General features: G+C 66.0%; 25 protein-coding genes. 9 read left to right on the top strand and 16 right to left on the bottom strand.

The window, feature by feature from the left end; translation table 11 throughout:
* Window positions 1-31: 31 nt before the first annotated feature.
* From SALB1_RS07045 to SALB1_RS07030, 4 genes are all read right to left on the bottom strand, one after another.
* Window positions 32-1,696, bottom strand: coding sequence for a wax ester/triacylglycerol synthase family O-acyltransferase (locus SALB1_RS07045; protein ID WP_109993224.1), 1,665 nt, complete (start codon window positions 1,694-1,696; stop codon window positions 32-34).
* Between the two features lie 136 nt (window positions 1,697-1,832).
* Entirely contained in the window at window positions 1,833-2,225 is a 393-nt protein-coding gene (locus tag SALB1_RS07040) for an MAPEG family protein (RefSeq protein ID WP_109993223.1), read from the bottom strand.
* Between the two features lie 39 nt (window positions 2,226-2,264).
* Window positions 2,265-3,395, bottom strand: coding sequence for a 2-methylcitrate synthase (gene prpC, locus SALB1_RS07035; RefSeq protein ID WP_109993222.1), 1,131 nt, complete (start codon window positions 3,393-3,395; stop codon window positions 2,265-2,267).
* Between the two features lie 34 nt (window positions 3,396-3,429).
* A complete protein-coding gene (locus SALB1_RS07030) occupies window positions 3,430-4,416 on the bottom strand; it encodes an acryloyl-CoA reductase (protein ID WP_109993221.1) in 987 nt (328 codons plus the stop codon).
* Between the two features lie 226 nt (window positions 4,417-4,642).
* Here SALB1_RS07030 and SALB1_RS07025 point away from each other — a divergent pair, with 226 nt between their 5' ends.
* The 3 genes from SALB1_RS07025 (at window position 4,643) to SALB1_RS07015 (ending at window position 6,567) form a co-directional block, all read left to right on the top strand.
* A complete protein-coding gene (locus tag SALB1_RS07025) occupies window positions 4,643-4,852 on the top strand; it encodes a dodecin (protein WP_109993220.1) in 210 nt (69 codons plus the stop codon).
* Between the two features lie 27 nt (window positions 4,853-4,879).
* Window positions 4,880-5,524, top strand: a complete 645-nt coding sequence (gene pdxH, locus SALB1_RS07020; protein WP_109995316.1) for a pyridoxamine 5'-phosphate oxidase — start codon at window positions 4,880-4,882, stop codon at window positions 5,522-5,524.
* Between the two features lie 65 nt (window positions 5,525-5,589).
* The gene (locus SALB1_RS07015; protein ID WP_109993219.1) at window positions 5,590-6,567 is read left to right on the top strand and encodes a L,D-transpeptidase family protein; all 978 of its coding nucleotides are present in this window, start codon (window positions 5,590-5,592) and stop codon (window positions 6,565-6,567) included.
* A 103-nt stretch (window positions 6,568-6,670) separates the two neighbouring features.
* On the opposite strand, the gene SALB1_RS07010 is transcribed toward SALB1_RS07015, so the two are convergent.
* A complete protein-coding gene (locus SALB1_RS07010) occupies window positions 6,671-6,925 on the bottom strand; it encodes an Lpp/OprI family alanine-zipper lipoprotein (protein WP_109993218.1) in 255 nt (84 codons plus the stop codon).
* A 135-nt stretch (window positions 6,926-7,060) separates the two neighbouring features.
* Here SALB1_RS07010 and SALB1_RS07005 point away from each other — a divergent pair, with 135 nt between their 5' ends.
* Complete coding sequence (locus SALB1_RS07005; RefSeq protein WP_109993217.1) at window positions 7,061-8,170, top strand: enoyl-CoA hydratase/isomerase family protein; 1,110 nt, start codon at window positions 7,061-7,063, stop codon at window positions 8,168-8,170.
* Window positions 8,171-8,189: 19 nt separating this feature from the next.
* Here the strand turns inward: SALB1_RS07005 and SALB1_RS07000 are convergent, their stop codons facing one another.
* On the bottom strand, window positions 8,190-9,701 hold the full coding sequence (locus SALB1_RS07000) for a YdiU family protein (protein ID WP_109993216.1): 1,512 nt from the start codon (window positions 9,699-9,701) through the stop codon (window positions 8,190-8,192).
* Window positions 9,702-9,765: 64 nt separating this feature from the next.
* Window positions 9,766-10,161 (bottom strand): hypothetical protein, encoded by a 396-nt coding sequence (locus tag SALB1_RS06995; protein ID WP_145961262.1) that lies wholly within the window; start codon window positions 10,159-10,161, stop codon window positions 9,766-9,768.
* Between the two features lie 235 nt (window positions 10,162-10,396).
* Between SALB1_RS06995 and SALB1_RS06990 the strand changes: the two genes are divergently transcribed.
* Window positions 10,397-10,846, top strand: a complete 450-nt coding sequence (locus SALB1_RS06990) for an SRPBCC family protein (protein WP_158590662.1) — start codon at window positions 10,397-10,399, stop codon at window positions 10,844-10,846.
* Window positions 10,847-10,879: 33 nt separating this feature from the next.
* On the opposite strand, the gene mscL is transcribed toward SALB1_RS06990, so the two are convergent.
* The 3 genes from mscL to SALB1_RS06975 form a co-directional block, all read right to left on the bottom strand.
* Complete coding sequence (mscL, locus tag SALB1_RS06985; protein ID WP_109993213.1) at window positions 10,880-11,302, bottom strand: large-conductance mechanosensitive channel protein MscL; 423 nt, start codon at window positions 11,300-11,302, stop codon at window positions 10,880-10,882.
* Window positions 11,303-11,360: 58 nt separating this feature from the next.
* Window positions 11,361-11,747 (bottom strand): hypothetical protein, encoded by a 387-nt coding sequence (locus SALB1_RS06980; protein WP_158590661.1) that lies wholly within the window; start codon window positions 11,745-11,747, stop codon window positions 11,361-11,363.
* A 64-nt stretch (window positions 11,748-11,811) separates the two neighbouring features.
* Window positions 11,812-12,438 carry a glutathione S-transferase N-terminal domain-containing protein gene (locus SALB1_RS06975; protein ID WP_158590660.1) on the bottom strand — a complete coding sequence of 209 codons (627 nt, stop codon included), beginning with the start codon at window positions 12,436-12,438 and terminating at the stop codon, window positions 11,812-11,814.
* Window positions 12,439-12,529: 91 nt separating this feature from the next.
* Between SALB1_RS06975 and queA the strand changes: the two genes are divergently transcribed.
* Window positions 12,530-13,555 carry a tRNA preQ1(34) S-adenosylmethionine ribosyltransferase-isomerase QueA gene (gene queA, locus SALB1_RS06970; protein ID WP_109993210.1) on the top strand — a complete coding sequence of 342 codons (1,026 nt, stop codon included), beginning with the start codon at window positions 12,530-12,532 and terminating at the stop codon, window positions 13,553-13,555.
* A gap of 108 nt (window positions 13,556-13,663) precedes the next feature.
* Window positions 13,664-14,545, top strand: a complete 882-nt coding sequence (locus SALB1_RS06965) for a phosphatase PAP2 family protein (RefSeq protein WP_255414518.1) — start codon at window positions 13,664-13,666, stop codon at window positions 14,543-14,545.
* A 5-nt stretch (window positions 14,546-14,550) separates the two neighbouring features.
* Here SALB1_RS06965 and SALB1_RS06960 read toward each other — a convergent pair whose 3' ends face one another.
* The 5 genes from SALB1_RS06960 to SALB1_RS06940 all read right to left on the bottom strand — a co-directional run bounded on the left by SALB1_RS06960 (window position 14,551) and on the right by SALB1_RS06940 (window position 21,324).
* On the bottom strand, window positions 14,551-16,347 hold the full coding sequence (locus tag SALB1_RS06960) for a monovalent cation:proton antiporter-2 (CPA2) family protein (RefSeq protein WP_109995315.1): 1,797 nt from the start codon (window positions 16,345-16,347) through the stop codon (window positions 14,551-14,553).
* 381 nt (window positions 16,348-16,728) lie between these two features.
* Window positions 16,729-17,499: an SDR family oxidoreductase gene (locus SALB1_RS06955; protein ID WP_370453248.1), complete on the bottom strand. Its 771-nt coding sequence runs from the start codon at window positions 17,497-17,499 to the stop codon at window positions 16,729-16,731.
* A 146-nt stretch (window positions 17,500-17,645) separates the two neighbouring features.
* Window positions 17,646-18,674: a substrate-binding domain-containing protein gene (locus SALB1_RS06950; protein WP_158590659.1), complete on the bottom strand. Its 1,029-nt coding sequence runs from the start codon at window positions 18,672-18,674 to the stop codon at window positions 17,646-17,648.
* Window positions 18,675-18,752: 78 nt separating this feature from the next.
* Window positions 18,753-19,763 (bottom strand): ABC transporter permease, encoded by a 1,011-nt coding sequence (locus tag SALB1_RS06945; RefSeq protein WP_158590658.1) that lies wholly within the window; start codon window positions 19,761-19,763, stop codon window positions 18,753-18,755.
* Window positions 19,764-19,806: 43 nt separating this feature from the next.
* The gene (locus SALB1_RS06940) at window positions 19,807-21,324 is read right to left on the bottom strand and encodes a sugar ABC transporter ATP-binding protein (RefSeq protein ID WP_158590657.1); all 1,518 of its coding nucleotides are present in this window, start codon (window positions 21,322-21,324) and stop codon (window positions 19,807-19,809) included.
* A gap of 204 nt (window positions 21,325-21,528) precedes the next feature.
* Between SALB1_RS06940 and SALB1_RS06935 the strand changes: the two genes are divergently transcribed.
* Window positions 21,529-22,467 carry a sugar-binding transcriptional regulator gene (locus SALB1_RS06935; RefSeq protein ID WP_109993204.1) on the top strand — a complete coding sequence of 313 codons (939 nt, stop codon included), beginning with the start codon at window positions 21,529-21,531 and terminating at the stop codon, window positions 22,465-22,467.
* A 188-nt stretch (window positions 22,468-22,655) separates the two neighbouring features.
* Window positions 22,656-23,780: a diguanylate cyclase gene (locus tag SALB1_RS06930; protein ID WP_109993203.1), complete on the top strand. Its 1,125-nt coding sequence runs from the start codon at window positions 22,656-22,658 to the stop codon at window positions 23,778-23,780.
* A 308-nt stretch (window positions 23,781-24,088) separates the two neighbouring features.
* On the opposite strand, the gene SALB1_RS06925 is transcribed toward SALB1_RS06930, so the two are convergent.
* On the bottom strand, window positions 24,089-25,501 hold the full coding sequence (locus tag SALB1_RS06925; RefSeq protein WP_109993202.1) for an FAD-binding oxidoreductase: 1,413 nt from the start codon (window positions 25,499-25,501) through the stop codon (window positions 24,089-24,091).
* Window positions 25,502-25,508 lie beyond the last annotated feature (7 nt).

Raw genomic sequence — 25,508 nt, 5'->3', positions numbered from 1 at the left:
CACCTGCAGTTCGTTGTCGCCGGTTGGGCGGCTAGGATTCATCGGCACGGCCGGACGAGCGCTTCTTGGCTGTCGTGCCCCGGGGCTTGTTCTTCGCCGCATCGCCGCCGCGCCCGGTCTCGCTATTTCCGGCGGTCTTGCTGGGCGGGCTCTGGCGTTTCGACTGCGCCGGGCTCCCCGTCCGCCGGGGTTTCGCCGTCGTCTTGCCGCCCGATGTCCGCCGGGCTGCCGGCTTGTTGCCGACGGTTGCCGCCGGGCTCGCGGATGCGACGGCGGCCGGCGCCGCCTTCTCCGGGCCGTAGAGCTGGCGCAATTCGTCGAGCGCCTCGCCGGCATACACGGCGATATGCTGCAGCGAGGGCAGGCTGTCGCGGCAACCGATGAACCCGAAGCCAAGCGTGTCGGCATAGCCGTGCACGGTGATATTGAGCGCCTGCCCGTGGGTGACGAGCGATGTCGGATAGAAGGCTTCCATCTCGGCACCGTTGATGAACAACGGCTTGCGCGGCCCCGGCAGGTTGGACACCGTGACGTTGAACAGCGGACGCGTGCGCCCGGCCATACCCGAGACCAGGGACAGAATATACGGCGACATCAGGGCGATGGTGTACTGGGTGATCGCCGAGGCCGACAGTTTCTCCAGGCTCGTTTTCGCTGAACGTGTCGAGGCAGCGATCGTTTCGAAGCGTTTGCGGGTGTCGGGCTCGTCCGTAGCCAGGGTCGAGATGATGAAGGTGATCGCGTTGCCGTGTTCGTCTTCCTTATTGCTGTCGGCGGTGCGCACGGAGACCGGGATACCGGCGGTGAGCGACTTCTTCGGCAAGGCGTCGATCTCGATCAGATAACGCCGCAGCGCAGTGCCGCAGATCGTGAGCACGATGTCGTTGACCGTACCGCCGGCGCCCCGCGCCAAGCCCTTGAGCTCGGTCAGCGAATACAGCTGGGTGGCATAGCGACGGGGCGCGGTGATGCGGCCGTTGAGCACCGAACTGGGCGCAGCAAACGGCAGCCCCATCGCATTCTTGCCGGAACGCGCGGCGCGCAGCATATCGCGGACCACGCTGGCGAAACCCGACAGCGATGTGACCTGTTCGCTCGCGCCGGCGACGATCTGGGCCGCGGCCCGATACAGGCCGGGTTGATGTTCTTCCGGCGATTTTCGCCGGCGTTTTTTCGGCTCGATGGCCCAGAACGGCGGCCGCCCGCGGGTTTCGGCGGTGCCGTCGAGCGCGCGCGCCAGCAGCCGCATGCCGGCCACGCCATCGATCAACGAATGGTGGATCTTGAGATACAACGCAAAGCGCCGGTTTTCCAGCCCTTCGATCAGGTGACATTCCCAGGGCGGATAATCGAAATCGATCGGGTGGCTATGCAAGCGCGAGGTCAAGGTACCGAGTTCGACCTCGCCTCCCGGCGACGGCAATGCCGAATGCCGAAAATGATAGTCGACATCGATCTCGTCGAGCAGCTCCCACTCGGGCACTACCGTGCGCAGGCGGCCCGAGCGCAGGCGCTGATTCCACGGGCGATACGCGACCGAATAACGACGCCAGTGCGCGACCAGCCGCTCACAGAAATCCGCCGGTGCGTCGTCGGGCAGCCTGAACGTCAGCAGGCCGCCGACCTGCATCGGTGCGTTGGGGGTTTCCACATTGAGCCAAGCGGTATCCACCAGATTGAGTCGTTTCGTCTGCATCGCGCACCTCACGCACGCCACTGTTTTCTCGACCCCGGTTCCGATACGAACCGGTACTCAGATTCGAGCATACGCCGATCCCCGGTCGCGATATCGGGCCTTCGCCCGATAACGTGACCGCGTCGGCCGGCCCGGCTCAGCCCACCGCGGCCGTAATGAACAGGCCCACCGTGCAGGCCGTGGCGGCGAACCAGACCAGGCTGCGCAGGCTGGCGCGATCAGTGATATAGCACCAGCCGTAACCCAGCCGCAGCACGATGAACAATACCGCCAGGGTGTTGATCGCACTGATCGCGCCGCCGGCGATCGCGGCGATGATTACACCGGCGGCGAATGGCGGGAAAGCCTCGAAGCTATTGAGCTGGGCCCAGTAGGCACGTTTTTTCGCGCCCTGGGTGGCCTCCAGCCATTCACGCGGGTTGTGGTTTTCGCGCGGGCCCATCTTGCTTTCGCCGGCGAATTTCGCATAGCCGATGAAGGCCAGCGGCATGAAGGCGGCGATCAGAACACACCAGTAAGCCAGAATCATGGCATTCCCCCTTGTGGTTGTCGTTTTGCGGCGGGCCGCTCAGCCACGCGACTCGATCGGCACGAACTCGCGTGTCTCCGGCCCGACGTATTCCGCGCTCGGGCGGATCAGGCGATTGTCGGCGCGCTGCTCGAAAATATGCGCGCCCCAGCCGGTCAGACGCGAGATCACGAAGATCGGGGTGAACAGCTCGGTCGGAATGCCGAGGAAATGATAGGCCGTGGCGTGATAGAAGTCGGCGTTGGGGAACATGCCCTTTTCGTCCTGCATGACCTGCTCGAGCCGCTCCGAGATCGCGTACAGATTGCGCCGGCCGTCGTCGTCGCCGGCCAATTGCTCCGACCAGGCCTTGATGATGGGATTGCGCGGGTCGCCGGTCTTGTAGACGCGGTGGCCGAAGCCCATGATTTTTTCCTTGTTCGCCAGCATGCGGCGCAGGCCGGCCTCGGCGTCATCGGGATCGGAAAACGACTCGATCAGCGCCATGGCCTTTTCATTCGCACCGCCGTGCAGCGGCCCGCGCAAGGCGCCGATCGCGCCGACCACGGCCGAGTAGAAATCGGACAACGTCGCCGTGATCACCCGAGCGGTGAAGGTCGAGGCATTGAATTCGTGCTCGGCGTACAGAATCAGCGAGGTCGACATCGCCTTGACGGCTTCTTCGTCCGGGCGCACCCCGTGCAGCAGGTGCAGGAAGTGGGCGCCGATCTTGTCGTCGTCGGTCTCGACCTCGATGCGCTCGCCGGAATGCGTGAAGTGGTACCAGTACAACAGGATCGACGGGAAAGCCGCGAGCAGGCGATCGGCCACATCGTGCTGCTGGCCCTCGGGGTCGTTTTCCTGTTCGATGGTGCCGAGCACCGAGGCGCCGGTACGCATCACATCCATGGGATGGGTGTCGGCCGGCAACACTTCCAGCGCAATCTTCACCCCGTCGGGCAGGCCGCGCCGTGCCGCCAGACGCCGCTTGTAGTCGGCCAGCTGCGACCGCGTCGGCAGCGCCCCGTACAGCAGCAGATACGCCACTTCCTCGAACTCGGCACGGCGGGCCAGATCATCGATGGCATAGCCGCGATAGGTGAGTCCGACGCCGGCCTTGCCGACCGTACAGATCGCCGTCTTGCCGGCGGTTACGCCTGCCAGCCCCGCAGTATTCTGGCTCTCGGCCATGACAAATCTCCTCGTGTTTCGTGTATGCCGTGAATCAGCGTGTGACGTCGACCACGGTGCGACCGCTATGCTCTCCCGCGATGATCGCATCGCAGACGGCATGGACATCCTCCAGCCCGATCGTCTCATGGGCGATGCGATCGAGCTGTGCCGGCTTGAGCGCACCGGCCAGTTCGCCCCAGACGGCATCGCGGCGCGATGCCGGGCATTCCACGGAATTGATGCCGAGCAACGACACGCCGCGCAGAATGAAAGGCAGGACCGTCGTCTCCAGCCCGGGGCCGGCGGCCAGACCGATCGCCGCCACGTTACCGAACTGGACGATCTGGCCGAGCATGTCGGCGAGCACCCGGCCGCCCAGCGCATCGATCGCGCCGCCATAGCGCTCCTTGCCCAGCGGTTTGCCGCCGAGGTCCAGATCGGCCGGCGCGATCACGTCGTGGGCCCCCAGGTCGCGCAGCGCCCCGCCCTGGGCTTCGACCCGGCGCGTCACGGCGACCGGCGAGAATCCGGCCTGGGCCAGCATCTGGATGGCGAACATGCCGACACCGCCGGAAGCGCCGGTGACCAGGATCGGGCCGGCCGCCGGCGTCTGGAAATTATCCTGCAGCCGCGCGATCGCAAGGCCCGCAGTGAACCCGGCCGTGCCCAGCGCCATCGCCTGCCACAGCGTCAGGCCGTCCGGCAGCGCGGTCACGCAGTCCCCCGGTACGCGCACGGTCTCGGCCAGCCCGCCATCGCGCGTTTCGGACAACTGCCAGCCGGTCACCAGCACCGCGTCCCCGGGCGCGAAGCGCTCGTCCTCGCTCGCGTGGACCACGCCGGCCACGTCGATACCGGCATTGAGCGGCCGCTTGCGTGCGATCCGGCCCGCGCCGGTGATCGCCAGCGCATCCTTGTAGTTCAAACTCGAATAACGGGCCTCGATCACCACCGTCCCGGCGGTCAGCTCGGCCGGGTCCATCTCGGTGATCCGGCCGCGTGGGCCGTCGTCGGTGTCAATGATCCGCAGCGCTCTCACGGCGGGCTCCCGATGTGCAAGTAAAAACACTACTTTTTTAACACAGCAAGCCGGCGATCTGTTGCGCCGCTGCCCCGGACGAGCTCCGATGCGGCGGGACAAGGCCGCACGCCGCGCATTCACACGCCGTGCGGGCTCGATACCGCACGGGCCCGCGCGGGCAGGCTTGAGCGCGAATCAGGCTCGGCGTAGGCTTGCGGCATCATCCAACCACCGCTGATCTGCGATGAGCGACAACGTTTACAAATCCATCGAACTGACGGGCTCCTCCGAGACCAGCCAGGAAGATGCCGTGCGCAAGGCCGTCGCCGAAGCCGCCAAGACCATCAAGCACATGCGCTGGTTCCAGGTGGTGGATACCCGCGGCCACATCGACGGCGACGAAATCGCGCACTGGCAGGTGACCGTGAAGATCGGATTCACCCTCGATCACTGATCGAGCCATGTTGCCGAGGCGATGCCGATGAGCGACCAGCCCAGTCCCTGGCAGGGTGATCTTGACCGTGCCGATCTGATCGAGGCCAATGCGCCGCCCGATCCGCTCGCGCTTTTTGCCGACTGGTACGAGGCAGCGGCCGGATGCGGCCTGCGCGAGCCCACCGCGATGACCCTGGCCACGGTCGACCCGGATGGCACGCCGTCGGCGCGGATCGTGCTTCTGAAAGGCTTCGACGACACCGGCTTTCGGTTTTATACCAATTACGAGAGCCGCAAGGGCGCTGCGCTGGCCGCAAACCCGCAGGCCGCCCTGGTGTTCTGGTGGGAACCGATCGAGCGTCAGGTTCGGGTGACCGGCCCGGTCACCCGGCTCGATCCCGCCGTATCCGATGCCTATTTCGAGCGCCGCTCGCGTGGCAGCCGGCTCGGCGCGCATGCCTCCCCGCAGAGCCGGCCGCTGGCCGGGCGCGCCGAGCTGGAACAACGTCTGGCCGAGGCCGAAGCCCAGTTCCATGATCGCGAGGTGCCGCGCCCCAGCCACTGGGGCGGCTATCTCGTGGTGCCCGAAGCGATCGAGTTCTGGCAGGCCCGGCGCAGCCGTCTGCACGATCGACTACGCTATGTCCGGGACGCACAGGCCGGCTGGCACCTCGAACGCCTCGCGCCCTGATCGCGCACCCCCGATGCGTCCCGCCGCGCGGCCCACCCGGGCCGCCGTTGCCGTTTGGAGATGAAATGAGTCCGTTGCGTTTGGTTGCCCGGCTGGCTTGCCTGTTGTTCGTATTCATCACGGCACCGGCGCTGGCAGCGATGTACGACATGCCGCCGCCCGGATCGGATGTGATCGGCCACATTCAGCACATCAAGACCGAGAAATCCGACACGTTCGTGAAGCTGGCGCGCAAATACGACGTCGGCTACCGCGATCTGCGCGAGGCCAACCCGAACGTCGACCCCTGGCTGCCGGGCGACGGCACGCCGCTGGTGATCCCCACCGAGTACGTGCTGCCCAATGTGCCGCGCCGCGGCATCGTCATCAACCTGCCCGAGATGCGGATCTACTACTTCCCGCCCAAGGGCAGCCGGTATGCCGGCAAGGTGTTCACCTTCCCGGTCGGCATCGGTCGCCAGGGATGGGCCACGCCGGTAACCCATACCCACGTGGCGCAAAAAATCCCGCATCCGACCTGGACGCCACCGCCGTCGATCAAGGCCGAACACGCCAAGAAAGGCGACCCGCTCCCCGACGTCGTGCCCGCCGGCCCGAACAACCCGCTGGGCCAGTACGCGCTGCGCCTGGGCCTGCCCTCGTATCTGATTCACGGCACCAACAAGCCGGCCGGTATCGGCATGCACGTGTCGCACGGCTGCATCCGGCTGTTTCCGGAAGATATTGCCGCGCTGTTTTCGATGGTGTCGAAGGGCACACCGGTGAACATCGTCAGCGAGCCGTACAAAGTCGGCTGGAAGGGCCATACGCTGATGATGGAAGTGCACCCACCGAACCCGGAAGGCGGCAAGCCAGTGCAATCCTATACGCCCTGGGTTCAGGCGCTCATCGCGGCGACCAAAGATGAACCCAATGCGCCCGTGAACTGGAACAAGGCCGAGAAGGTCGTGCACGACGCCGATGGCATGCCGGAGGCGATCGGTACCGATCCGCACAAGCACGACCCGAATACCACCGCCCATGCCGATGCCGCCTCGCGTTGATCGCGCCTGGACACGGGCTTCGGCCCGCCGCGATAGCCACAAAAAAAGCCCCGCCAAAAGGCAGGGCTTTTCTCAAGCGGGTGGAACCCGCTGACGCGCGTGCTTACTTCTGCTGAGAAGTCTTGAACATACGCTCCATGCGCTGCGAGTTCGACTGCGCCATCGACTTCGCCTGGTTGGCCGTCTGCAGGGCCTGGTTGGCCGTCTGCTGAGCCTCATTGGCGGTCGACTGAGCCGATTCGGCCTTGCGCGTGGCCTGATCTACCTGCGATTTCAGCGCGCCATTCTGGCTGGCACAACCCGCGGCGGCCGCGACGATGCCGACAGCAAAGGCAGTCTTCAAAACCGTCTTGATCATAATAGCAACTCCTAATTATTGCTTTGCCCCGACCGGAAACCCCCGACCGTGCTGATTAAATCTAGCATAACTTCGTATCGTTGTTGATACGATCAGGCCTTCCGGCCCATGTCTTTTTAACCGAGGAGCACACGCATGAGCGACCGTCGGGTACACGAAACTGAAATTAAACTGAACAATGGCACCCGGCTCGGCCACCTCACACTGGATAACCCGTCGGCACTCAATGCCTTGCGTCTGGACATGGTCGAGGCCATCCAGGCTGCAGTCAAACGCTGGGAGGCTCGCGAGGATGTGGTTGCGATTCTGATCGATGCCGATTCGGACAAGGCTTTCTGCGCCGGCGGCGACGTCGTGAACCTGTACCGCTCGGCCATCGGCGACGCCGATCCGGACTATCCGCGCCACTTCTTCACGCATGAATACCAGCTCTGCCACGATCTGCACCGCCTGAAAACGCCGTGCATCGCGTGGGGGCACGGTATCGTCATGGGCGGCGGCATGGGCGTGTTCTCCGGCGCGAGCCACCGGGTGGTCACCGAAACCACGCGCCTGGCGATGCCCGAGATCAAGATCGGTTTGTTCCCAGACTGCGCGGCGACCTGGTTCTTCAATCGCCTGCCGCGTTATCTCGCCCGTTTCATTGCGCTGACCGGCGCCACGCTCAACGCCGCCGACAGCCTGTTCGCGGGGCTGGCGGATCACGCGATCGCGCATGCGGCCAAGCGCGACGTGATCGATGCGCTGACCGCGGTCGAGGACTGGTCGGATCCGCAGGCGGCGGTGGCCGATGTGCTCGGCCGCGCCGAAGGAAATCGGCCGGCCGCGACCGCCGGCGACGCCCGTCTGGTCACGCATCTGGACACCCTGCGCACGGCCGCCAACGGCCCCGATCTCGTCACGATCGTGGATCGCCTGTCGGCACTGGCCGAAGCCGAGGACCCCTGGCTGGCAGAAGCCGGGGCCAACATCGCCGCCGGCTGCCCGGTCACAGCCCATCTCGTGCATCGCCAGCTCGAGAGCGGCTGCTTCCTCTCGCTGGCCGAAGTCGCGCGCACGGAACTGGCCATGGCGCTGCAATGCTGCGCGCGTCCCGATTTACCGGAAGGCGTCCGCGCGCTGCTGGTCGACAAGGACCGTCAGCCCCGCTGGCGGTATGCGAGCGTGGCCGACGTGCCGCCCGATTACGTCGACGCGCATTTCCAGCCAGCCTGGAGCGGGGCTCACCCGTTGGCGGCGCTCTGAATGATGTCGAGCGCCGCGACTACGACGAACAGCTCAACACCAGACCGCGCGCCCAGTCCGGCGGCAGGCGCGCGTAGTCGGCGTGCTCGGGCTGTTCATCGAAGGGGCGGCGCAGAATCGCGTGCAAACGCTCGATTTCACCGTAGTCGCCCTGCTGAGCACGCTCGATGGCGTCCTGCGCCAGATAGTTGCGCAACACATACTTCGGATTGACCAGCCGCATGCGCTCGGCCCGTGGTGCGTCGTCGGCGTCGGTGGCGCCGAGCCGCGCCCGCCAGTCGGCCAGCCAGGACAGTGCCGCGTCGCGCTCGACGAATTCATCGACGAACGGGGCGCCCGTGGCCTTCGGGTCGGCCGAGACATGGCCGAGCGCACGAAATGTGCGCGTAAAGTCCGCACCGTCGGCCGCCATGATCCTGAGCAGCTGTTCGATCAAATCGGCATCGCCCTCGGCGCTATCGAACAGCCCCAGCTTGGCGCGCATGCGTGCTTGATACGCCTGGTCGTAAAGTCCGCGATAATCCGCGAGCAGTTGCTGGCCGATTTCCACCGCGGCTTCCGGCTCGTCGGCCAGCAGCGGCAGTATGGCCTGCACGAACCGGCCGAGATTCCACAGCCCCACCGCCGGCTGCTGGTTGTAGGCATAGCGGCCGGCTTCGTCGGTATGGTTGCAGATCCACTGCGGATCGAAGCTGTCCATGAAGCCGAACGGGCCGTAGTCCAGAGTCAGGCCGAGCACCGACATGTTGTCGGTGTTGAGCACGCCATGGCAGAAACCCACGGCCTGCCAGTCGGCCACCAGCTCCGCGGTCACGCCGATCACCTCCGCCACCCAGGCCCGGTAACGCTCGGCATTGCCGTCGATGGCGGCGATCCGGGGGTGGTGACTGGCGATGACGTGATCGGCCAACGGCGCGAGTTGGTCGAACTGACGGTTGTAGAACAGCATCTCGAAGCTGCCGAAGCGCACCAGCGAGGGCGCGACCCGGGTAAGTATCGCCGAGGTCTCGACCGTTTCCCGATAGACCGGCGCATCGCTGCCGACGATGGCCAGCGCGCGCGTGGTGGGAATGCCCAGCCCGGCCAGCGCCTCGCTGGCCAGATACTCCCGCACAGTCGAACGCAGCACGGCACGGCCATCGGCGAAGCGGGAATACGGCGTCCTGCCGGCGCCCTTGAGCTGAATGTCGTAACGCTGGCCGCGGGCGTTGACGACATCGCCCAGCGTGATCGCCCGACCATCGCCGAGCTGGCCCGCCCAGACGCCGAACTGGTGGCCGCCGTAGCGATGCGACACGGGCGACGCGCCGGCCGGCACGCGGTTGCCCGACAGTACCTCGGCATAGCCTTCCCGGCGCGCGCACTGGCCATCGATATCGAGCAGCGCCGCCACATCGTCGTTGAACACCACCGGGTACGGCGCGTCGATCGCGGTGGGCTGCTGGCGCGTGTACCACGGCTCACCCATCGCCGCGCCGTGATTACGCCAATCCAGCGCCCAGATGTCGGTTGTATCGCTGACTGTGCTCATGTTTCGACCCTTGCGGCGACGCCGCCATCACACAAGTCGTGGCCGCCGACATCGCCACGGCGCATCATTGGCTCTTACCGTCGCTGCCAGAACCAGCGCCGGCCGGCGGCATCTGGCAATACACGGCATCGGGATCGCCAGTGCCGTCATGGATGCGTACCAGTTTGGCGTTGGGCTGTTTGCGGCACTTTTCCTGCTGGTCGCGCAGCCGCGCCGCCTGAATGGTCTGGCTGTGTTCGTAGGCCTCCCGCGCGTCGCGCAGATGCGCGATGTCGTCCGACAACGGCTGACCGGCGCCCTTCGGCGCGCTCGGATCATACGGCGCGTTGGTGGCATCGAAGGCATCCACCGGGTTCTTGTACGGCCCCGGATGGCGCGGTGGCGGCGGATGGTTCATACAGGCCGTCAACATCAACGCCAGCATGGCCGCGGTCAATATGGTTATGGCGCCCCGGTTCATGGTCTTTCCCCGCGGAGTTGGGTTCTGTGTCAAGTCTAGGGCCTGTGGCCGTTTCGTACACGTGCAGCGTGGCCGCCCCAATCCTATCGGCCAAGGCGCAGGGCACCGGCCGCAGTCATTCTGCGGTCAAGCGCTGTAACGCCGAATGGCGCGATCTGGGCCTCCGGTCACGCCGAGTGACGACAGCCCGGGCCCAAACGCGCTAGGATGCGCCTCTTTTAACGCGAATCGAACCATGCATACGCTACACGTCTGCCGTGATTTCGACGCCGATGCGGCCACGATCTTCGACGTCGTCGCCGATCATGCCGGCTATGCCAACCTGCCCGGAGTGCGCGCCGCCTGGCTGCGCACGCCCGGCGAGACCGAGCGTGGCGGCGTCGGCGCGGAACGAGTGATCCAACTCCCCGGCATGCGCTTTATCGAACGCATCACCGAATACGAACCGGGCGAGTCGCTGGGCTACCGCATCATCGAATGCCCGCTGCCGATCGACCATATCGGCGCGCGCATCATGCTGCAGTCGCTGGGTACCGACGGCAACCGGACCCGCGTGCACTGGACGTCCCGCCTGCGCGGCACCACGCCCCTGGCCGCCGACCTTACCGCCGCAGTGTTCGCCACCCAGATGCGTCTGGCTTATCGCGGCGCGCTGGAAGTCTGGGCGCGCCGGCTGCGCGGCTGAGACCTATTCCAATAGGCTCCGCCCGACCGGTGGCTAATCTGCCGGGCCGCCCCCGTTGCGCTCTCGCAGGGCGTCGCGGATTTCGGTCAGCAACACTTCCTCGCGCGAGGGCGCGGGCGGCAGGCTCGGCGCATCAGCTTCCTTGCGCTTGAGCTTGTTGAGCAGGCGCACCACGACGAAGATGGCGAAGGCGATGATCACGAAATTGATCATCGTCTGGATGAAGCTGCCGTAATTGATCGTCACCGCGGGGTTGTGGCCCACAGCCTGTCGCAGCGTGACCTTGAGGTTGGCGAAGTCCACGCCGCCGATCACGATGCCCAGCGGCGGCGTGACGATATCGTTGACCAGCGACGTCACGATCTTGCCGAAGGCTCCGCCGACGACCACGCCGACCGCCAGGTCGATCACGTTGCCGCGCACCGCGAAACTCTTGAACTCGCTCCAGAAGCTCATGCTGGCTGTCCTGCCGGGATAACCGGCCGAGTGTAGCGCCGTTCGCGCGCCCGCGGGGTCAGTGCCAGCCGACCGGCTGGTAACCGCGCTCCCGCAGACAACGATCGACGTAGGCGCGATAGGCAGGCGCCGGGCCGCCGTCGTGATGGAATATGTCGCGTACCAGCCCGGCGGCGACGCCACCGGCTGCGCCGGCCGCCGCCCCGCGCGCCGCGTTGCCGTAGATCGCACCGGCGGCCGCGCCCCCGGCCCCGCCTACGGCGCCGTTTTCGACAGCACTGCGCCCGATGTGGCCCTTGGAATAATCCAGGCCGGCGTTGTGCGCCTGTTGCGTACAGGCCGCCACGGCCCGCTCGCCGCCCGGCGGCATGCCCCCGCCGTGGGCGTAGAGGACCGGCTTGTGGCTGGCGCAGCCGGACAGGCCGAGTACGGCCGTTGTCGTCATGATCAGTGCACAACGATTCCACATAGCAACAATCTCCAGCAACGACAGCGTCCGGACGACGCGATCAGGCGTAATGCGTTTTCAGATGCTCGGCGATGGCGGCCGGCTTGAACAGGGCATGTTCGGTATTCGGATCGATCATTGACGGCACCGGCGGGTGCGCGCCGTCGACACAATCGGGCGCGGCGCGGCGGATCCACGCCGCCGGCGCCGGCGCGTCGGCCAGCGCCTCGGGGCTGCGCAGTACATATGGCAACTCCAGGGCCGCCAGCAGACCGCGGACGGCCCCGGCATGCCTATCGCGTTCATCGCTGAACAACTCGAACAGCCATGCCGGCGGCAGGCGGCCGCGGTCGTCGGCCACCTGCATGCCGTACAGGTCGCGAACCCACGCACCGGCCGCCATGCCCAGCGCACCCGCGGCTGCGGGCGGCGCGCGGCGTGTATCCCGCCGATCGAGATGTCGGATGATGTCGCCGGATTCGTACAACACCGTGTCGGTATCGTCATCGACCAGCAGGGGAAACTGCTGGCGCCCGCCCACCGCTTCCGCCTGCGGCCGAAACCGTCGCCCGCCGCGCGGACACGGGAACACCACGGCATCGAGCACGCGATCCATCAGCGCTTCGCGTACCCGGCCGCAGAATGGGCAACCTTCATACTCGTACAGATACAGCATGCTTTCGATCATACCGCATGGCGCGGCGCATGCCCGGCGCCCGGCGGCTTGTTCGCCAGGCGCCGCCCCGCCACAATCGCCGCGCCACCGCCGGACGACGATCATGGACAAGCACGATTTCGATTACATCCTGCCCGAGGCGTCGATCGCCCAGGCACCGCTGGCCGAGCGCCGGGCCTCCCGTCTGCTCCGCCTCGACCGGCGCGACGGGACATGGGCCGACCGCCGGGTCGTGGATCTGCCCGAACTGCTCGGCCGCAACGACCTGCTGGTGTTCAACGACACGCGGGTACTGGCCGCGCGCATGCACGGCCGCAAGGCCACGGGCGGTGCGGTGGAGGTCATGCTCGAGCGTATCCTCGACAGCGCGCGCCTGACCGCCAAGATCCGGGCCAACAAACCCCCGCGCATCGACGCCGAAATCATCATCGGTGCAACTCGCCTGACCGTGGCCGCGCGGCACGGCGAGCTGTACACACTCGTACTGGCGGACCCGGCATCGTCGGTACACGACCTGCTCGATGCGCATGGCCACATGCCCCTGCCGCCCTATATCCGGCGGCCGGACGAAATCGCCGATCGCGAACGCTATCAAACGGTCTGGGCCCGTCATGACGGCGCCGTGGCTGCGCCCACGGCGGGCCTGCATTTCGACGCGGTGCTGCTGGACGCCCTGGCCGGGCGCGGTGTGGATTTCGGTACCGTCACGCTGCATGTGGGCTCGGGTACCTACCAGCGCCTGCGCGAAGGCGATGTGCGCGCGCAGCGGTTGCACGCCGAGCGTCTGCAGGTCGGCCAGGCCTTGTGCGATCAGGCCGCGGCGGCGCGCGCGGCCGGCGGGCGCGTGATCGCGGTCGGTACCACCGCCGTGCGCAGCCTGGAGACCGCGGCCCGCGCCCACAACGGCCGGCTCGGTCCGTACGCAGGTGAAACCCAGCTATTCCTGAAGCCCGGTGACGACTTCCACGCGGTGGACGCCATCTTCACCAACTTCCACGAACCACAGTCGAGCCTGTTGATGCTGGTATCGGCGTTTGCCGGCCGCGATAACGTGCTGGCCGCCTATGCCCACGCGGTGGAAGCGGGCTATCGCTTTCTCAGCTATGGCGACGCCATGTTCATCGCCTGAGCACGCATCACACCGCCGCGCCCCTTGACGCGACCGGTGTCAGGCCGACCAATCGTCGTGATCCGTATACTCCCGCGCTGGTCGAATATCCAACCCGGAGGCCCGCCTGTGGCGCACCACACACTGCCGTTTGGGTTATTGATCGGCATGCTGGCAGTGCTGCTGCTTGCGGGCCGGCTGCTGGCCGGGCTGATCCGGTGGGCGATCCGGCGCGCCACGCCGGCCACGCGCCGTATGGCTATCCGCACCGGAGACGCGCTGGTGCGCCGCCGGCCCGGGTTCGACGCGATCAGCCGCCGTTTCCCGCGTCCCCGCGCCTGGATCGCCGGGCGCTTGGCCACCGATCGCTTCACCGGGCTGCCGTTGACGCTGATCGTCGTCGCGGCCGGCACTCTGGTGGCACTCGGCAGCGATCTGGCCGAAGACGTGATCCAGCGCGAGCGGATCGTGCAGTTCGATGCCCGGGTAAACACGGCCCTGGCGCCGCTGCGTCACCCCGATCTGCTGCATGTATTCGCCGGGATCACCCATCTGGCCGACCTCACCACCCTGGTGGCGGTGGTGCTGGTGGCCACCGCCTTTCTCTGGGCCAACCACCGCCGAACCTATATTCCCGGCCTGCTGCTGACGGTACTCGGTTCGCAGGCGCTGACCTATGCCGGCAAATACGCCATCGATCGCCCGCGGCCAGAATTCCTGACTTTTGCCAGCGCGGCCACGCCCTCGTTCCCCAGCGGACACGCCACCGCGGCCATGGCGGTCTACGGTTTCATCGCCTATGCCATCGCGCGGGTGCGGCCCGATACCCGGCTGCGCTTCGAACTGGTCTACGGGTGCGGCGCGCTGATCGCTCTTATCGCGTTCAGTCGCCTGCTGCTGTCGGTGCATTTCGCCAGCGATGTGGCCGCCGGGCTGCTGGTCGGCGGCTTCTGGTTGCTGGCCGGTTTCGCGCTGACCGAGTACCTGAATGATCGCGCCGCCCGGCGCTGACGCATTCAGCGGCCGCCGGACTGTTCCCCGGCGGCCTCCACCTCGTCGCGCTCGAACAACGCTTCCAGTTCGGCCGCGGCTTCCCGCACGCGTTTTTCCAGCCGTTCCTGATCGTTGGCTACCTCGTAGTGCTCGGCCAGCCGTGCCTCGTCGTGGGCCTTGAATGTCTTCTGCACACGCTCGACTTCCGCGCGCGGCAGGCCGAGCGCGCGCATGGTGTCGCCGGCCAGCGCGATGCTGGAGAGAAACGTATCGCGCTGGAACACGGTCACGCCCAGATCCATCAACCTATAGGCATGCTGACGGTCGCGGGCCCGCGCGACGATGGTCAGATTCGGGAAATGGCTCTGCACCATGTGCACGGTCCGCAGCGAGACTTCGACATCGGCGATGGCCAGCACCAGCACACGTGCTTCCTCCGCGCGTGCGGCGCGCAGCATGTCGACCCGGGACGCATCGCCGTAATAGACCTTGGCGCCGAAGCGGCGCACGAAGTCCACCTGGGCCGGATTGGCCTCAAGCGCGACGAAGCCGATTCGCTTGGCCCGCAGCATGCGCGCCACGATGCCACCTACGCGGCCGAAGCCGGCGATGATCACCGGATGCTCGGATTCGGCGGGCGTTTCGTAGTCGGGCGTGTCGGCGGCCGGCGCGCGCCGGGCATTGAACCAGGCCACGCCCTGCACCGCGAATGGGGTAAGCACCATGGACAACGTCACCGTCGCCACCAGCACATCGGCTTCGGCCTGCACGAACAGATGCCCGGCCACGGCCGTCGACAGAATCACGAAGGCGAATTCACCGCCCTGGCCGAGATAGGCCGCCAGATTGCGCGAGGCGGCCCAGGACAGCCCGTGCCGACGCGCCAGGACCGCCAGCATCAAGCCCTTGATCGCCACCAGACCCAGCGTGAGCTCGATCAGATAGACCGGCTGCGAGGCGAACAGGCCGAGATTGATCGACATGCCCACCGCGATGAAGAACAGGCCGAGCAGCAGATCCTTGAACGGATCGACGTTGGCCTCGAGCTCATGGCGATATTCCGAGTCGGCCAGCAGCACGCCGGCCACAAACGCCCCAAGCGCCACTGAAATACCGGTGGCTTCCATGATCGCGGCGGTGCCGACCACGATCAACAGCGTCATGGCGATAAAGATTTCCTGCATGCGCGTGGCCGCCACCACGCGCAGCACCGGCTTGAGAACATAGTGACCACCGATGACCAGCCCGGCGATCACCGCCGCCACCTTGGCCGTTTTTTCGATCCCGCCGAGCAGCGTGACCTCGGCATGGCCGACCGACAGCAATGGCAGCAGTGCCAGAATCGGAATCACCGCCAGATCCTGGAACAACAGGATGGCGAAGGCCGAGCGGCCGTGGCGCGAGGTCAGCTCACCGCGTTCGCCGAGCATCTGCAGCGCAAACGCGGTCGATGACAATGCCAGCGAGAAGCCGGCCACGACAGCGGGTGCGGGCGGCAGGTGCATGATCCAGGTCGCGCCCAGCGACAGCACGACACCGCTCGCCAGAACCTGCAGTCCGCCGAGGCCGAGAATGGTCTTGCGCAGCGCCCAAAGACGGCGGGGCTGCATCTCCAGACCGATAATGAATAACAAAAAGACCACGCCGAACTCAGCCAGATGCAGTACCTCGTCGACCCGGCCGATCAGGCCCAGGCCCCACGGCGCGATCACCACCCCGGCGAGCAGATAACCGAGCACCGAGCCCAGGCGCAATTTCTGGGCGATCGGCACCGCGATGACCGCTGCCGCGAGAAACACCACCACTTCGACCAGCGACACGCTCAAAACGATTACTCCTGAATAGGCTGCGGCTAGCTTAGAGCCTGCCAAGGTTGGCCACGAGCCCCCGGGGCGGGCCGGCGCCGCACGCCCACCCCGCGTCAAATCACAGCAAGGCCCGGGCCAGGCGCGGCCCGCCAACGCGCATTCATACCGCACACCGGTGACGGTGTCATGGCGTCGCCGCCGGATTTCGGGCGCCCTGCCTGTTCCGGTCTGCGGGCCGCAGTCGATATCGAAGCATGCGGGGCTCGGGGCGAGACGCCGCCCGGGGCGTGGGCGCCGAGGGCGGCGATACCGTCGGGCTCGGGTTGCCCTTCATCCCCTGGGGCCTGTTGCCGTTTCACGCGACGCCGCGGGTAGCGCGCCCCCCAACGGTCTTTACTGGATACTGTAGCCGCCGTCGATGACCAGATTGGCGCCGTTGATCATGTCGGCGGCGTCGCTGGCCAGATACAGCGCACAACCGGCGATCTCTTCCGGGTAGACGAAGCGCCGCGCCGGAATCTTCTCCTTCATGCGCTCGCCGACCTCGCCGGCCCAGGCGCGGCGGCCCAGCTCGGTCAGCGCCACGGTCGGCGAGATGGCGTTGACGCGAACACCGCGCGGGCCCCATTCGGAGGCCAGGACCTTGGTCAGGCCGACCACCCCGGCCTTGCTGGTGCAGTAGGCCAGATGCTTGTCGAGCGCGACCTCGGCCGCCTGCGAGGCCATGTTGATGATGCGCCCGCCGCCGGCTTCGAGCATGTGCCGGCCCACGGTCTGGCACATCAGAAACACGCCTTTCAGGTTCACGTTCAGCGTGAGATCCCAATCCGCCTCGCTGAGATCCTCGGCCCAGTCCAGCGCCACCACACCGGCATTGTTGACCAGCACATCAATCCGACCGTATTCAGCCAACGCTTGAGCGACCGCCGCCTGTACATCGGCGCTGTCGGTCACATCCGCCTGGATGCCGATCGCCGACTCGGTGCCGATCGCGCGGGCCGTGGCTGCAACCTGTTCGCTGCGATCGACCAGCGCCACCCGCGCTCCTTTCTCGACATAGAGCTCGGCGATGGCCCGCCCGATGCCGGCCGCGCCCCCGGTGATCAGCGCGATCCGGCCCGCGAGCGCGAAGTTCTTGTCATAGCCTTGATATTCCATGGGAATCACCGCGTCAGAATTGCCCCATCGCCGGCCCAGGCACGGCCGATCCCGTACCGGAGCGAACCCGGCGAACGAGCGATCGATGTGGCGGGCGGCAACCGCGGCCGGGCTTCCGCTGGGAAACGACAGCCACGGCGCCGCCTAGGCGTTTACTGGTGGCCGTAGTGGCCGGAGGCCAGGTTCTTGTTGATCAACTCGGGCAGGCCGTCAATGAACTGCTGGCGGTTGTCGTACATCTGCTTCATGTACTGGTCGGCGTTGTCCTGGGTCACGACCGGCATGTGGATCATGATCTTGTCGGGCACCGACTGACCCCGCACCGCATTGACCGCGACCTGCAGGGCCATGCCGAGCTGTAACGGCGCGTTCTGCAGGTTGGTCACCAGCTGACGACCCGAGGCCACATTCTTCAGCCCGGCCTCGATGCCGTCCACGCCGACCACCGGCACGTTGGTGATCCGGCGCTGGCGCATGGCCCGGATCGCGCCCACCGCCATGTCGTCATTCTCCGAGATGATGCCGTCGATTTGGGTGCCATAGCGCGACAGCCAGGAGGCGGTGATGTTGTAGCCCTTCTCGCGCTTCCAGTCGCCCGGACGCTGGGCCAGCACCTTGATGCCTGAATGCTGCTTGAGCACGTTCTCGATGCCCTGGGTGCGGTCGATGGTCGCCGACTGGCCGAGCGGGCCCTTGAGGATCACCACGTTGCCCTTGCCGCCGATCTTTTTGACCAGCGCCTTGGTCTCGTTCTCGCCGGCCAGCACATCGTCCGGGCCGACATAGGAGGTCAGATATTGTTCACCGGGCGGGAAGATCTTCACGTTGGTGCCGATCACCTTGATACCCTTCGACTTGGCCTCCTTGATCTGCGGACCGAGCGCGGAGGAGTCGACCGGATCGATCACGATCGCATCCACATGCTGCCCGATGAACTGCTTGATCTGGGCCACCTGACTGGCGACCGAGCCGTCGGCGCTGGCCCAGCGCAGATCGACGTTGTCGGCCTTGGCCACCGCTTCGACGCCTTCCTTGCCCGACGAAACCCAGCCCGACATGCCATAGACAGTGAAGCCGACCGTGATCGGCTTGTCCTGCGCGGCCAGGCTCGGCCCGGCCATCGCCACGCAGCCCAGCGTCAATAGCGCGGCCGCAGCCCGCTTGAGGAATGATGATTTCATGAGGGTCCTCCTGTTTTCTCGCTCGAGATCACAGCCACAACGGCTGTGGTTTGTTGTAATCGATGCCATCCCGGCCGCTCAGACCAGCTTTCGCCGGCTGGCGATGGTGTCCAGAAAGACCGCCAGGATGATGATGAAACCGCGGATGATGTGTTGATAGAACGGCGAGACATTGAGAATCGTCAGGCCGTTGTCGATGGTGCCGAGCAGGATCACGCCGAACAGCGCGCCGGCGATCGAGCCGCGCCCGCCGGCCAGGCTGATGCCGCCGATCACGGGGGCGGCGATCGCGGTCAGCTCGTAGCCGGAGCCGGTCGAAGCGATGCCGGCGGTGATCTGGGCGGCCAGCAACACGCCGGCCAGCCCGGACAATCCACCGGAGATCACGAACGCCGAGATCAGCACACGCCGGATCGGCAGGCCGGCGACGAACGCCGCCTGGATATTGCCGCCCACGGCGTAGATGTAGCGGCCGAAGCGGGTCTTGGCCAGCACCAGCCACAGCAGCAGGAACACGATGAACATGATGTAGATCGGGATCGGAATCCCGAGATACGCGTTGATCGAGATATTGAGAAACGGATCGTTGTCGATCGAGATCTGCTGGCCGGCGCTGAAGACATAGCCGATGCCGAGCGCGATCGACAGCGTGCCGAGGGTCGCCACGAACGACGGAATATTGAGCAGGGCGACCGCGATCCCGTTGAAGGCCCCGATCAGCACGCCGGCCAACACGCCGCCCCCGATCGCGACCAGACACCAACCGACGCCGGAATGACCGGTCAGGATTACGGCCGCCACCACCCCGGCCAGACCCACGATGCTGCCCACCGACAGATCGATGCCGCCGGAAAGCACCACCACGCCCTCGCCGAAACCGATCAGGGCATAGACCGAGATCAGCATCAGGATGGAGATGATGTTGTAGAAGGAGATGAACTGCGGCTGCGCGATCGCCAGCGGAATGACGTAACAAGCGAACGCGATCCACACCACCAGCGAGGCCAGTCGCTGGCGATTGAACAGCACACGCCGACGCGCGGGCAGCGCCGCGGCCTCGGGGCTCGATGATGTCTGGGCTGTGCTCACGTGGGTCATCCTCTTTCTGATCCGTGCAATCGCGTCGTCGCGGTCACGCGCCGATCGCGGTCCGGACGATGTCGGCCTCGCGGAAATCGTTGCGTTCGAAGGTCCTGGCGATGAAACCGTCCTTGAACACGGCGATGCGATGCGACAGCGTCATCAGCTCCGGCAGTTCGGAGGACGACACCACGATCGCCACGCCCTCACGCGCCAGCTCGACGATGATTTCGTAGATGTCGGCCTTGGCACCGACGTCGATGCCACGCGTGGGCTCGTCCAGCAGCAACACCTTCGGCTCGTCGGCGATCAGGCAGCGCGCGACCAGCGCTTTCTGCTGATTACCGCCGGACAGCTGGGCCACCGACGAGCTCGTGGATTCATACTTGGTGCGCAGCGCTTCCAGCGCTTCGCGGGTCAGATCGTGCTCGCGGGCGGTCTTGAGCCAGCCGGCCAGCCCGGAGAAACGGCCGAGATTGGCCAGAATCGCGTTGGCCGCGATGCCCTGCGACATCACCAACCCGGATTCCTTGCGGCTTTCGGGGATATAGATCAGACCTCGGGCCAGCGAACGCGAGGGCGAACGCTCGGTATAGTTCGCGCCGTCCAGGCGCACCTGACCGCGCCGGGCCGGGTGCAACCCGTAGACGGACTTGAGAAACGCGGTGCGCCCGGCACCGGCAATGCCGGCCAGACCGACGATCTCGCCCGGGCGGATCGCGAAATCGAAGGGCTGCTCGGCGCCGCCGTCCGGCTGGCGCGTGGCATAGCCTGCCACCGCCAACGCTGGCGCAACGTCTTTAATTTCGGGCAGTACCAACCGCTGCTCGGCCAGCTTGCGGCCGACCATGGCGTCGACCACTTCGGCCGTGGACAGGTCACGGGCCGTGGCAGTCAGCGTGATTTCACCATCGCGCAGCACCGTGATGTCGTCGGCCATTTGCTCGACCTCGTCCATCTTGTGGGTGGTGAACACGACCGTCGTGCCGTCGGCGCGCAGGGTGTCGACGATCTCGAACAGATGCCGGGTTTCGTTGCTGGTCAGCGACGAGGTGGGCTCGTCGAGCAGCAGAATGCGCGGGCGGCGATGGTAGGCGCGGATGATCTCCACGATCTGGGCATAGGACAGACTGATCTGATCGACCCGGTCGCGGGCGTCGATCGGCACACCGAAGGCATCGATCGCGGCCTGCGCCTGGTCGAACATCCGGCGCGCCTGTAGATAGCCGATGCGCTTGGAGCCCGCGGTGAGTTCACGACCGAGGAAGATGTTGTCGGCCACCGTCAGATGCGGCACCAGCGACAATTCCTGGGTCACGATCTGAATGCCGCGGGCCTGACCGGCGCTGGGGGTGAATTCGCGCACGGCTTCACCATCGACCCGCAGCTCACCCGAGGACGGTGCGATCAGGCCCGCGATGATGTTGAGCAACGTCGACTTGCCGGCGCCGTTCTCGCCCATCAGCGCGGTCACGCGACCGGCCTGCAATGCGAGATCGATGCGATCGAGCACCGCCGTGGTGCCGAAGCTTTTGCCGATCTCCACACATTCGAGAATGTTCGCGGTCATCGCTGTCACGCGTGTTGCGTGTTCCTCCATTCGCCTTGCCGGCCAAACCGGCCCTCGTTTTCAACGTGTAGACCGCGCGTTCGCTACGAGCACGGGGCGTCGATCACGAATCCGTAGCGGCTGATTTCTTTTCTGCTCATAATAGCAACACATTGCTCATATGAGCGCTATGCCCTATTGGTCGCAGGCGCTATCCTTAGCGTCATGCCCATCGATCCCGACACCGGCGTCCTGGCTGCGACCGTCGCGCAGCGGTTTTATATCGACGGTGCGCCGAAGACCGTCATCGCCGAAGATCTCGGTCTGTCGCGCTTCAAGGTCGCTCGCCTGCTCAATCTCGCGGTCTCGGAGGGGATCGTGCGCTTCACCATCAAGGCGCCGCTGGCCTACGACACGCATCTGGCCCGCGACATCCAGCGGAAATTCGACCTCAAGCAGGTGATCGTGGTCCGCTCGTCCGAGCACGACCGCGAACCGGCCGCGATCCGCCAGCGCGTGGGCGCGGCGGCCGCGAACCTGCTCGGCGAACTGGTTTCGCCCGACGATGTGCTGGGCATCGGCTGGGGGCGCACGACCAGCGCCATGGCGCTGCAGATCGAACGGCTGGCGCGTTGCAGCGTGGTGCAGATGGGCGGCATCGTCGGCTCATCGAGCGAGAATTCGCTGGATGTCGTGCGCCGGGTGAGTGAAATCGGCGGCGGCGATGCGTACCCGATCTTCGTGCCGCTGGTGGTGGCCGACAAGACCACCGCCGACGGGCTGCGCAAGGAACCGAGTGTGGAAGCCGCGTTTCGCTTGTTCGGCTCGATCTCGGTCGCGGCGGTAGCTGTCGGCAGCTGGGACCCGCCGGCGTCACAGATGATGCAAAGCCTGAGTGCCGCCGACCGCCAGCGACTCAGGGAGGCCGGCGTGATCGCCGAAGTGCTGGGGACATTCATGCGCGCCGACGGGTCGCTGGTGACCCTGCTGGATGATCGCACCCTCGCACTCGGCTACCCGGACCTGTTGCGCATCCCCAACCTCATTCTCGCCGTGGGCGGTGCGGAAAAAGCCGATGCCCTGCTGGCGGTCTTTCGCGCCGGCATCGGCAAGACACTGGTCACCGACGACAGCCTCGCCCGCCGACTGCTCGCCGCCGACTGACCCCGGCCGTTGTTGTTGCAACCCCTGGCATGATGCCGCAAACGCTCGCATCATCAATGGTCGGCAATCCAACACCACAGCAACTCGGACGCCGGCCTGGGCTGGACTTCGCTTGAGTGCCGGGTCGTGACACGCTCGCGGCCGCTACGCCGTAGCAGCCGGCACGAGCGATCAACCGAATCGGACGGATGACTTCGATAAAAAAACAGAGAAGCCTGACAAGGCTCACGCAACTGCTCTTCGGCGCGGCGGAAACGCCCGAGCAGCGCATGCACCTGACGTTTCTGTTCTTCGCGCCCTGGGGCTGCTATTTCAGCGCCGTGTTCAACGCCGCGACTGGTATCACCGACACGCTTTACGTGGCGGTACTGTTAAGCATCGGGCTGGTGGTGCACGCGCTGTGGTTTCGCGCACGCCGAACCCTGCATACGCACGGCATGGCAGCACTGTTCTGTCTGTTGATGCTGTTCGTCATTCTGCCGTTGAGCTGGTTCTATAACGAGGGTGCCGACGGCCCGACCCTGTTGTTTTTTCTCCTGCTCGCGGCCTATGCGTTGGGCGCGATCGTGCTGCGCCCCTGGCAGCGCGCCGCCCTGATCGCCAGTTTCGTGGTCGTACCCACCGTGCTGCTGGTTACCGGCTATCGCCATCCAGCCTGGGTACCGGCCTATGCCGCCCCGCAACAGCGCCTGCTCGATCTGACCGTGTCCTACAACTTCTCGATCGTGCTGTTGCTTATCCTCATGGGCGGCTATTTCCGACGCTTCGAAAACGAGCACCGCGATGCCCGCGATTCGGCACGGCGTGACAGCCTCACCGGCCTGCTCAACCACGGCGCCTTCCACGGCGTACTCGATCAGTACGAGCTCGAACGCTCGCCGGACAACAGCGCCATGCTGCTCACCTACGATCTGGATCACTTCAAGCAGGTCAACGACAGCTACGGCCATGCCTATGGCGACGAGGTGCTGTGTCATTTCTCGCAGCTGCTGAACGAGACGGTCGCGGACTATGCAGGCGTCGCCGGCCGTTGCGGTGGCGAGGAATTCAATCTATTCATTCCGTACGCCACACGCGACGATATCGTCGCGCTGGACAGCCGGCTGCGCGAGCGCTGTATGAAACAGCCGCTGCGTCATGGGCCCATTTGTTTCAGTGGCGGCGCCGCGCTCGATTCCGCCGAGACTTTTTCCGTCGACGAATGGTTCGCACGCTCGGATACGGCTCTTTATGCCGCCAAGTCGGCCGGACGTAACCGCTCACTGTTCGATGACGGCCAGCCCATGGCGATAGTGTCGACGGACAGGCGATAAATCGATAATCCGGTCAACAAAAAAGCTAACTTCATCAGCTGTTTTCAACGCCTTCAAAAATAAAAGCCGGCGCTTCTCCGTCTTTTATTTTCAAAGGCTTCGCGGCCAATGGCCGCGGCGAGCATGCGGTCGCATACTCGCGCTACTAACCCGAAAAATCATCTATTTTTGTGCCGGGTTAACACAACAAGATCGCCCCGTGCCAAGTGACCTGCACCTTGCCGAAACGGCGGTAGCCCCGATGGCATGGCCGATGCGATTCGGCCGTCCGCCGGCACGGGCCGCGCTGTATCGCCGGGCCCGGCGCGCTACTCGATGATCGCAGCGAATCGGTCGTTGGCGCGCATGACCGCGCGGGCGAGCGCGTTGTCATAGCCGCGCCGCAGCAACGACTCCTCGGTCGCATACGATGCCGAGATGGTCTGGGCCGCCAACCAACGCAGTGGCTCCGGCTCCCAACGCCGCAGCAGGGCGTCGATCGCGACGTCGCGATGCGCCCAGGGCGCGCGCGTGCGCGGCGTATCCTGGCCCGCGATCAATTCGGCCGTGGTCCGGCCCATGAGATGCGAGGCCGCCACGCCTTCCCCGGCATAGCCGCCGGCAGTGGCCAGGCCGGTCTTCGAATCCAAGATCGCGTGCGGGCGAAAACGTCGCGACAAGCCCAGCGAGCCGCCCCAGCCGTGGGTGACGGCCAGATCGGCGGGCAGGCCGGGAAACAGATCGAGCAGCAGGCGCCGCCGCAGCTCGATATCGGCCGACGAAATCGCATGATCCTGTTTCGGCGCGCCGCCCAGCGGATAGGCCCCACGGGCCCCGAACACGAGCCGGCCGTCGCGACTGCGATGGCCGTAGTTGATCATGCGGCTGGCATCGCAGAAGGTCGGCCGGCCCGCCAGCCCGACACGAGCCCAGACGGCTTCCGAGAGCGGCTCGGTGGCGATCACCAGACTGCGCACCGACAATACGCGGTGCCCAAGCCCGGCCAGTTCGCCACTGTAGCCTTCGGTGGCCTGGACGATATGCCGCGCGCCGAACTGGGCGCCGACGTCGGTGATCACGTGATGCGGCGCCAGATAACGCACGCGGCTATGCTCGTGGATTGTCACGCCACGTCGTTCCGCGGCCCGGGCCAGCCCCTGCACCAGTTTCATCGGGTGCACGGTCGCGGTTTGGCGAAAGAACAACGCGCCGTAACCGCGGCGAAATACCGCGCGCTCGGCCAGCGCCGGACCGTCGAGCCAGAGACAATCCTCCGGCGCGTGGCCGAGTTCGATCAACGCGGCGCGATGCGCTTTCTGGATTGCGACCTGCTGGGGATAGCGCGCGGCGGCGTCCAGCGTGCCGCCCTTGTGGAAATCAGCCGCGATCGCCTCGCGCGCGGTCACGCGCCCGATCTGATCGACGTTGTCAGCCAGTTGGGCACAGATCGCGCGACGCGCGGGCGCATCCATATCCCCGACCAGGCGTTCCAGACCGGCGAGATTGCCGATCACCCAGCCGCCGTTGCGGCCCGAGGCACCGTGGCCGACGGTTTCGGCCTCCAGCACGACAATGTCGAGCGCCGGCCGGATGCCGGCCAGATAATAAGCGGTCCACAGCCCAGTGAAGCCGGCGCCGACGATGACGACATCGGCTTCGTGACGGCCCGCCGCCGGCGGCCGCGCTGCGGCATCGCCGGCACTGTCGACCCAGTAGTTGGAGGCGGCATCCGGGGTGGTCATGAAACCG

It is taken from the genome of Salinisphaera sp. LB1 (genome assembly GCF_003177035.1).
Taxonomy (GTDB): Bacteria; Pseudomonadota; Gammaproteobacteria; order Nevskiales; family Salinisphaeraceae; genus Salinisphaera.
Note: the sequence above shows the minus strand (reverse complement) of the source record. Positions and strands in the feature narration are given on the sequence as shown.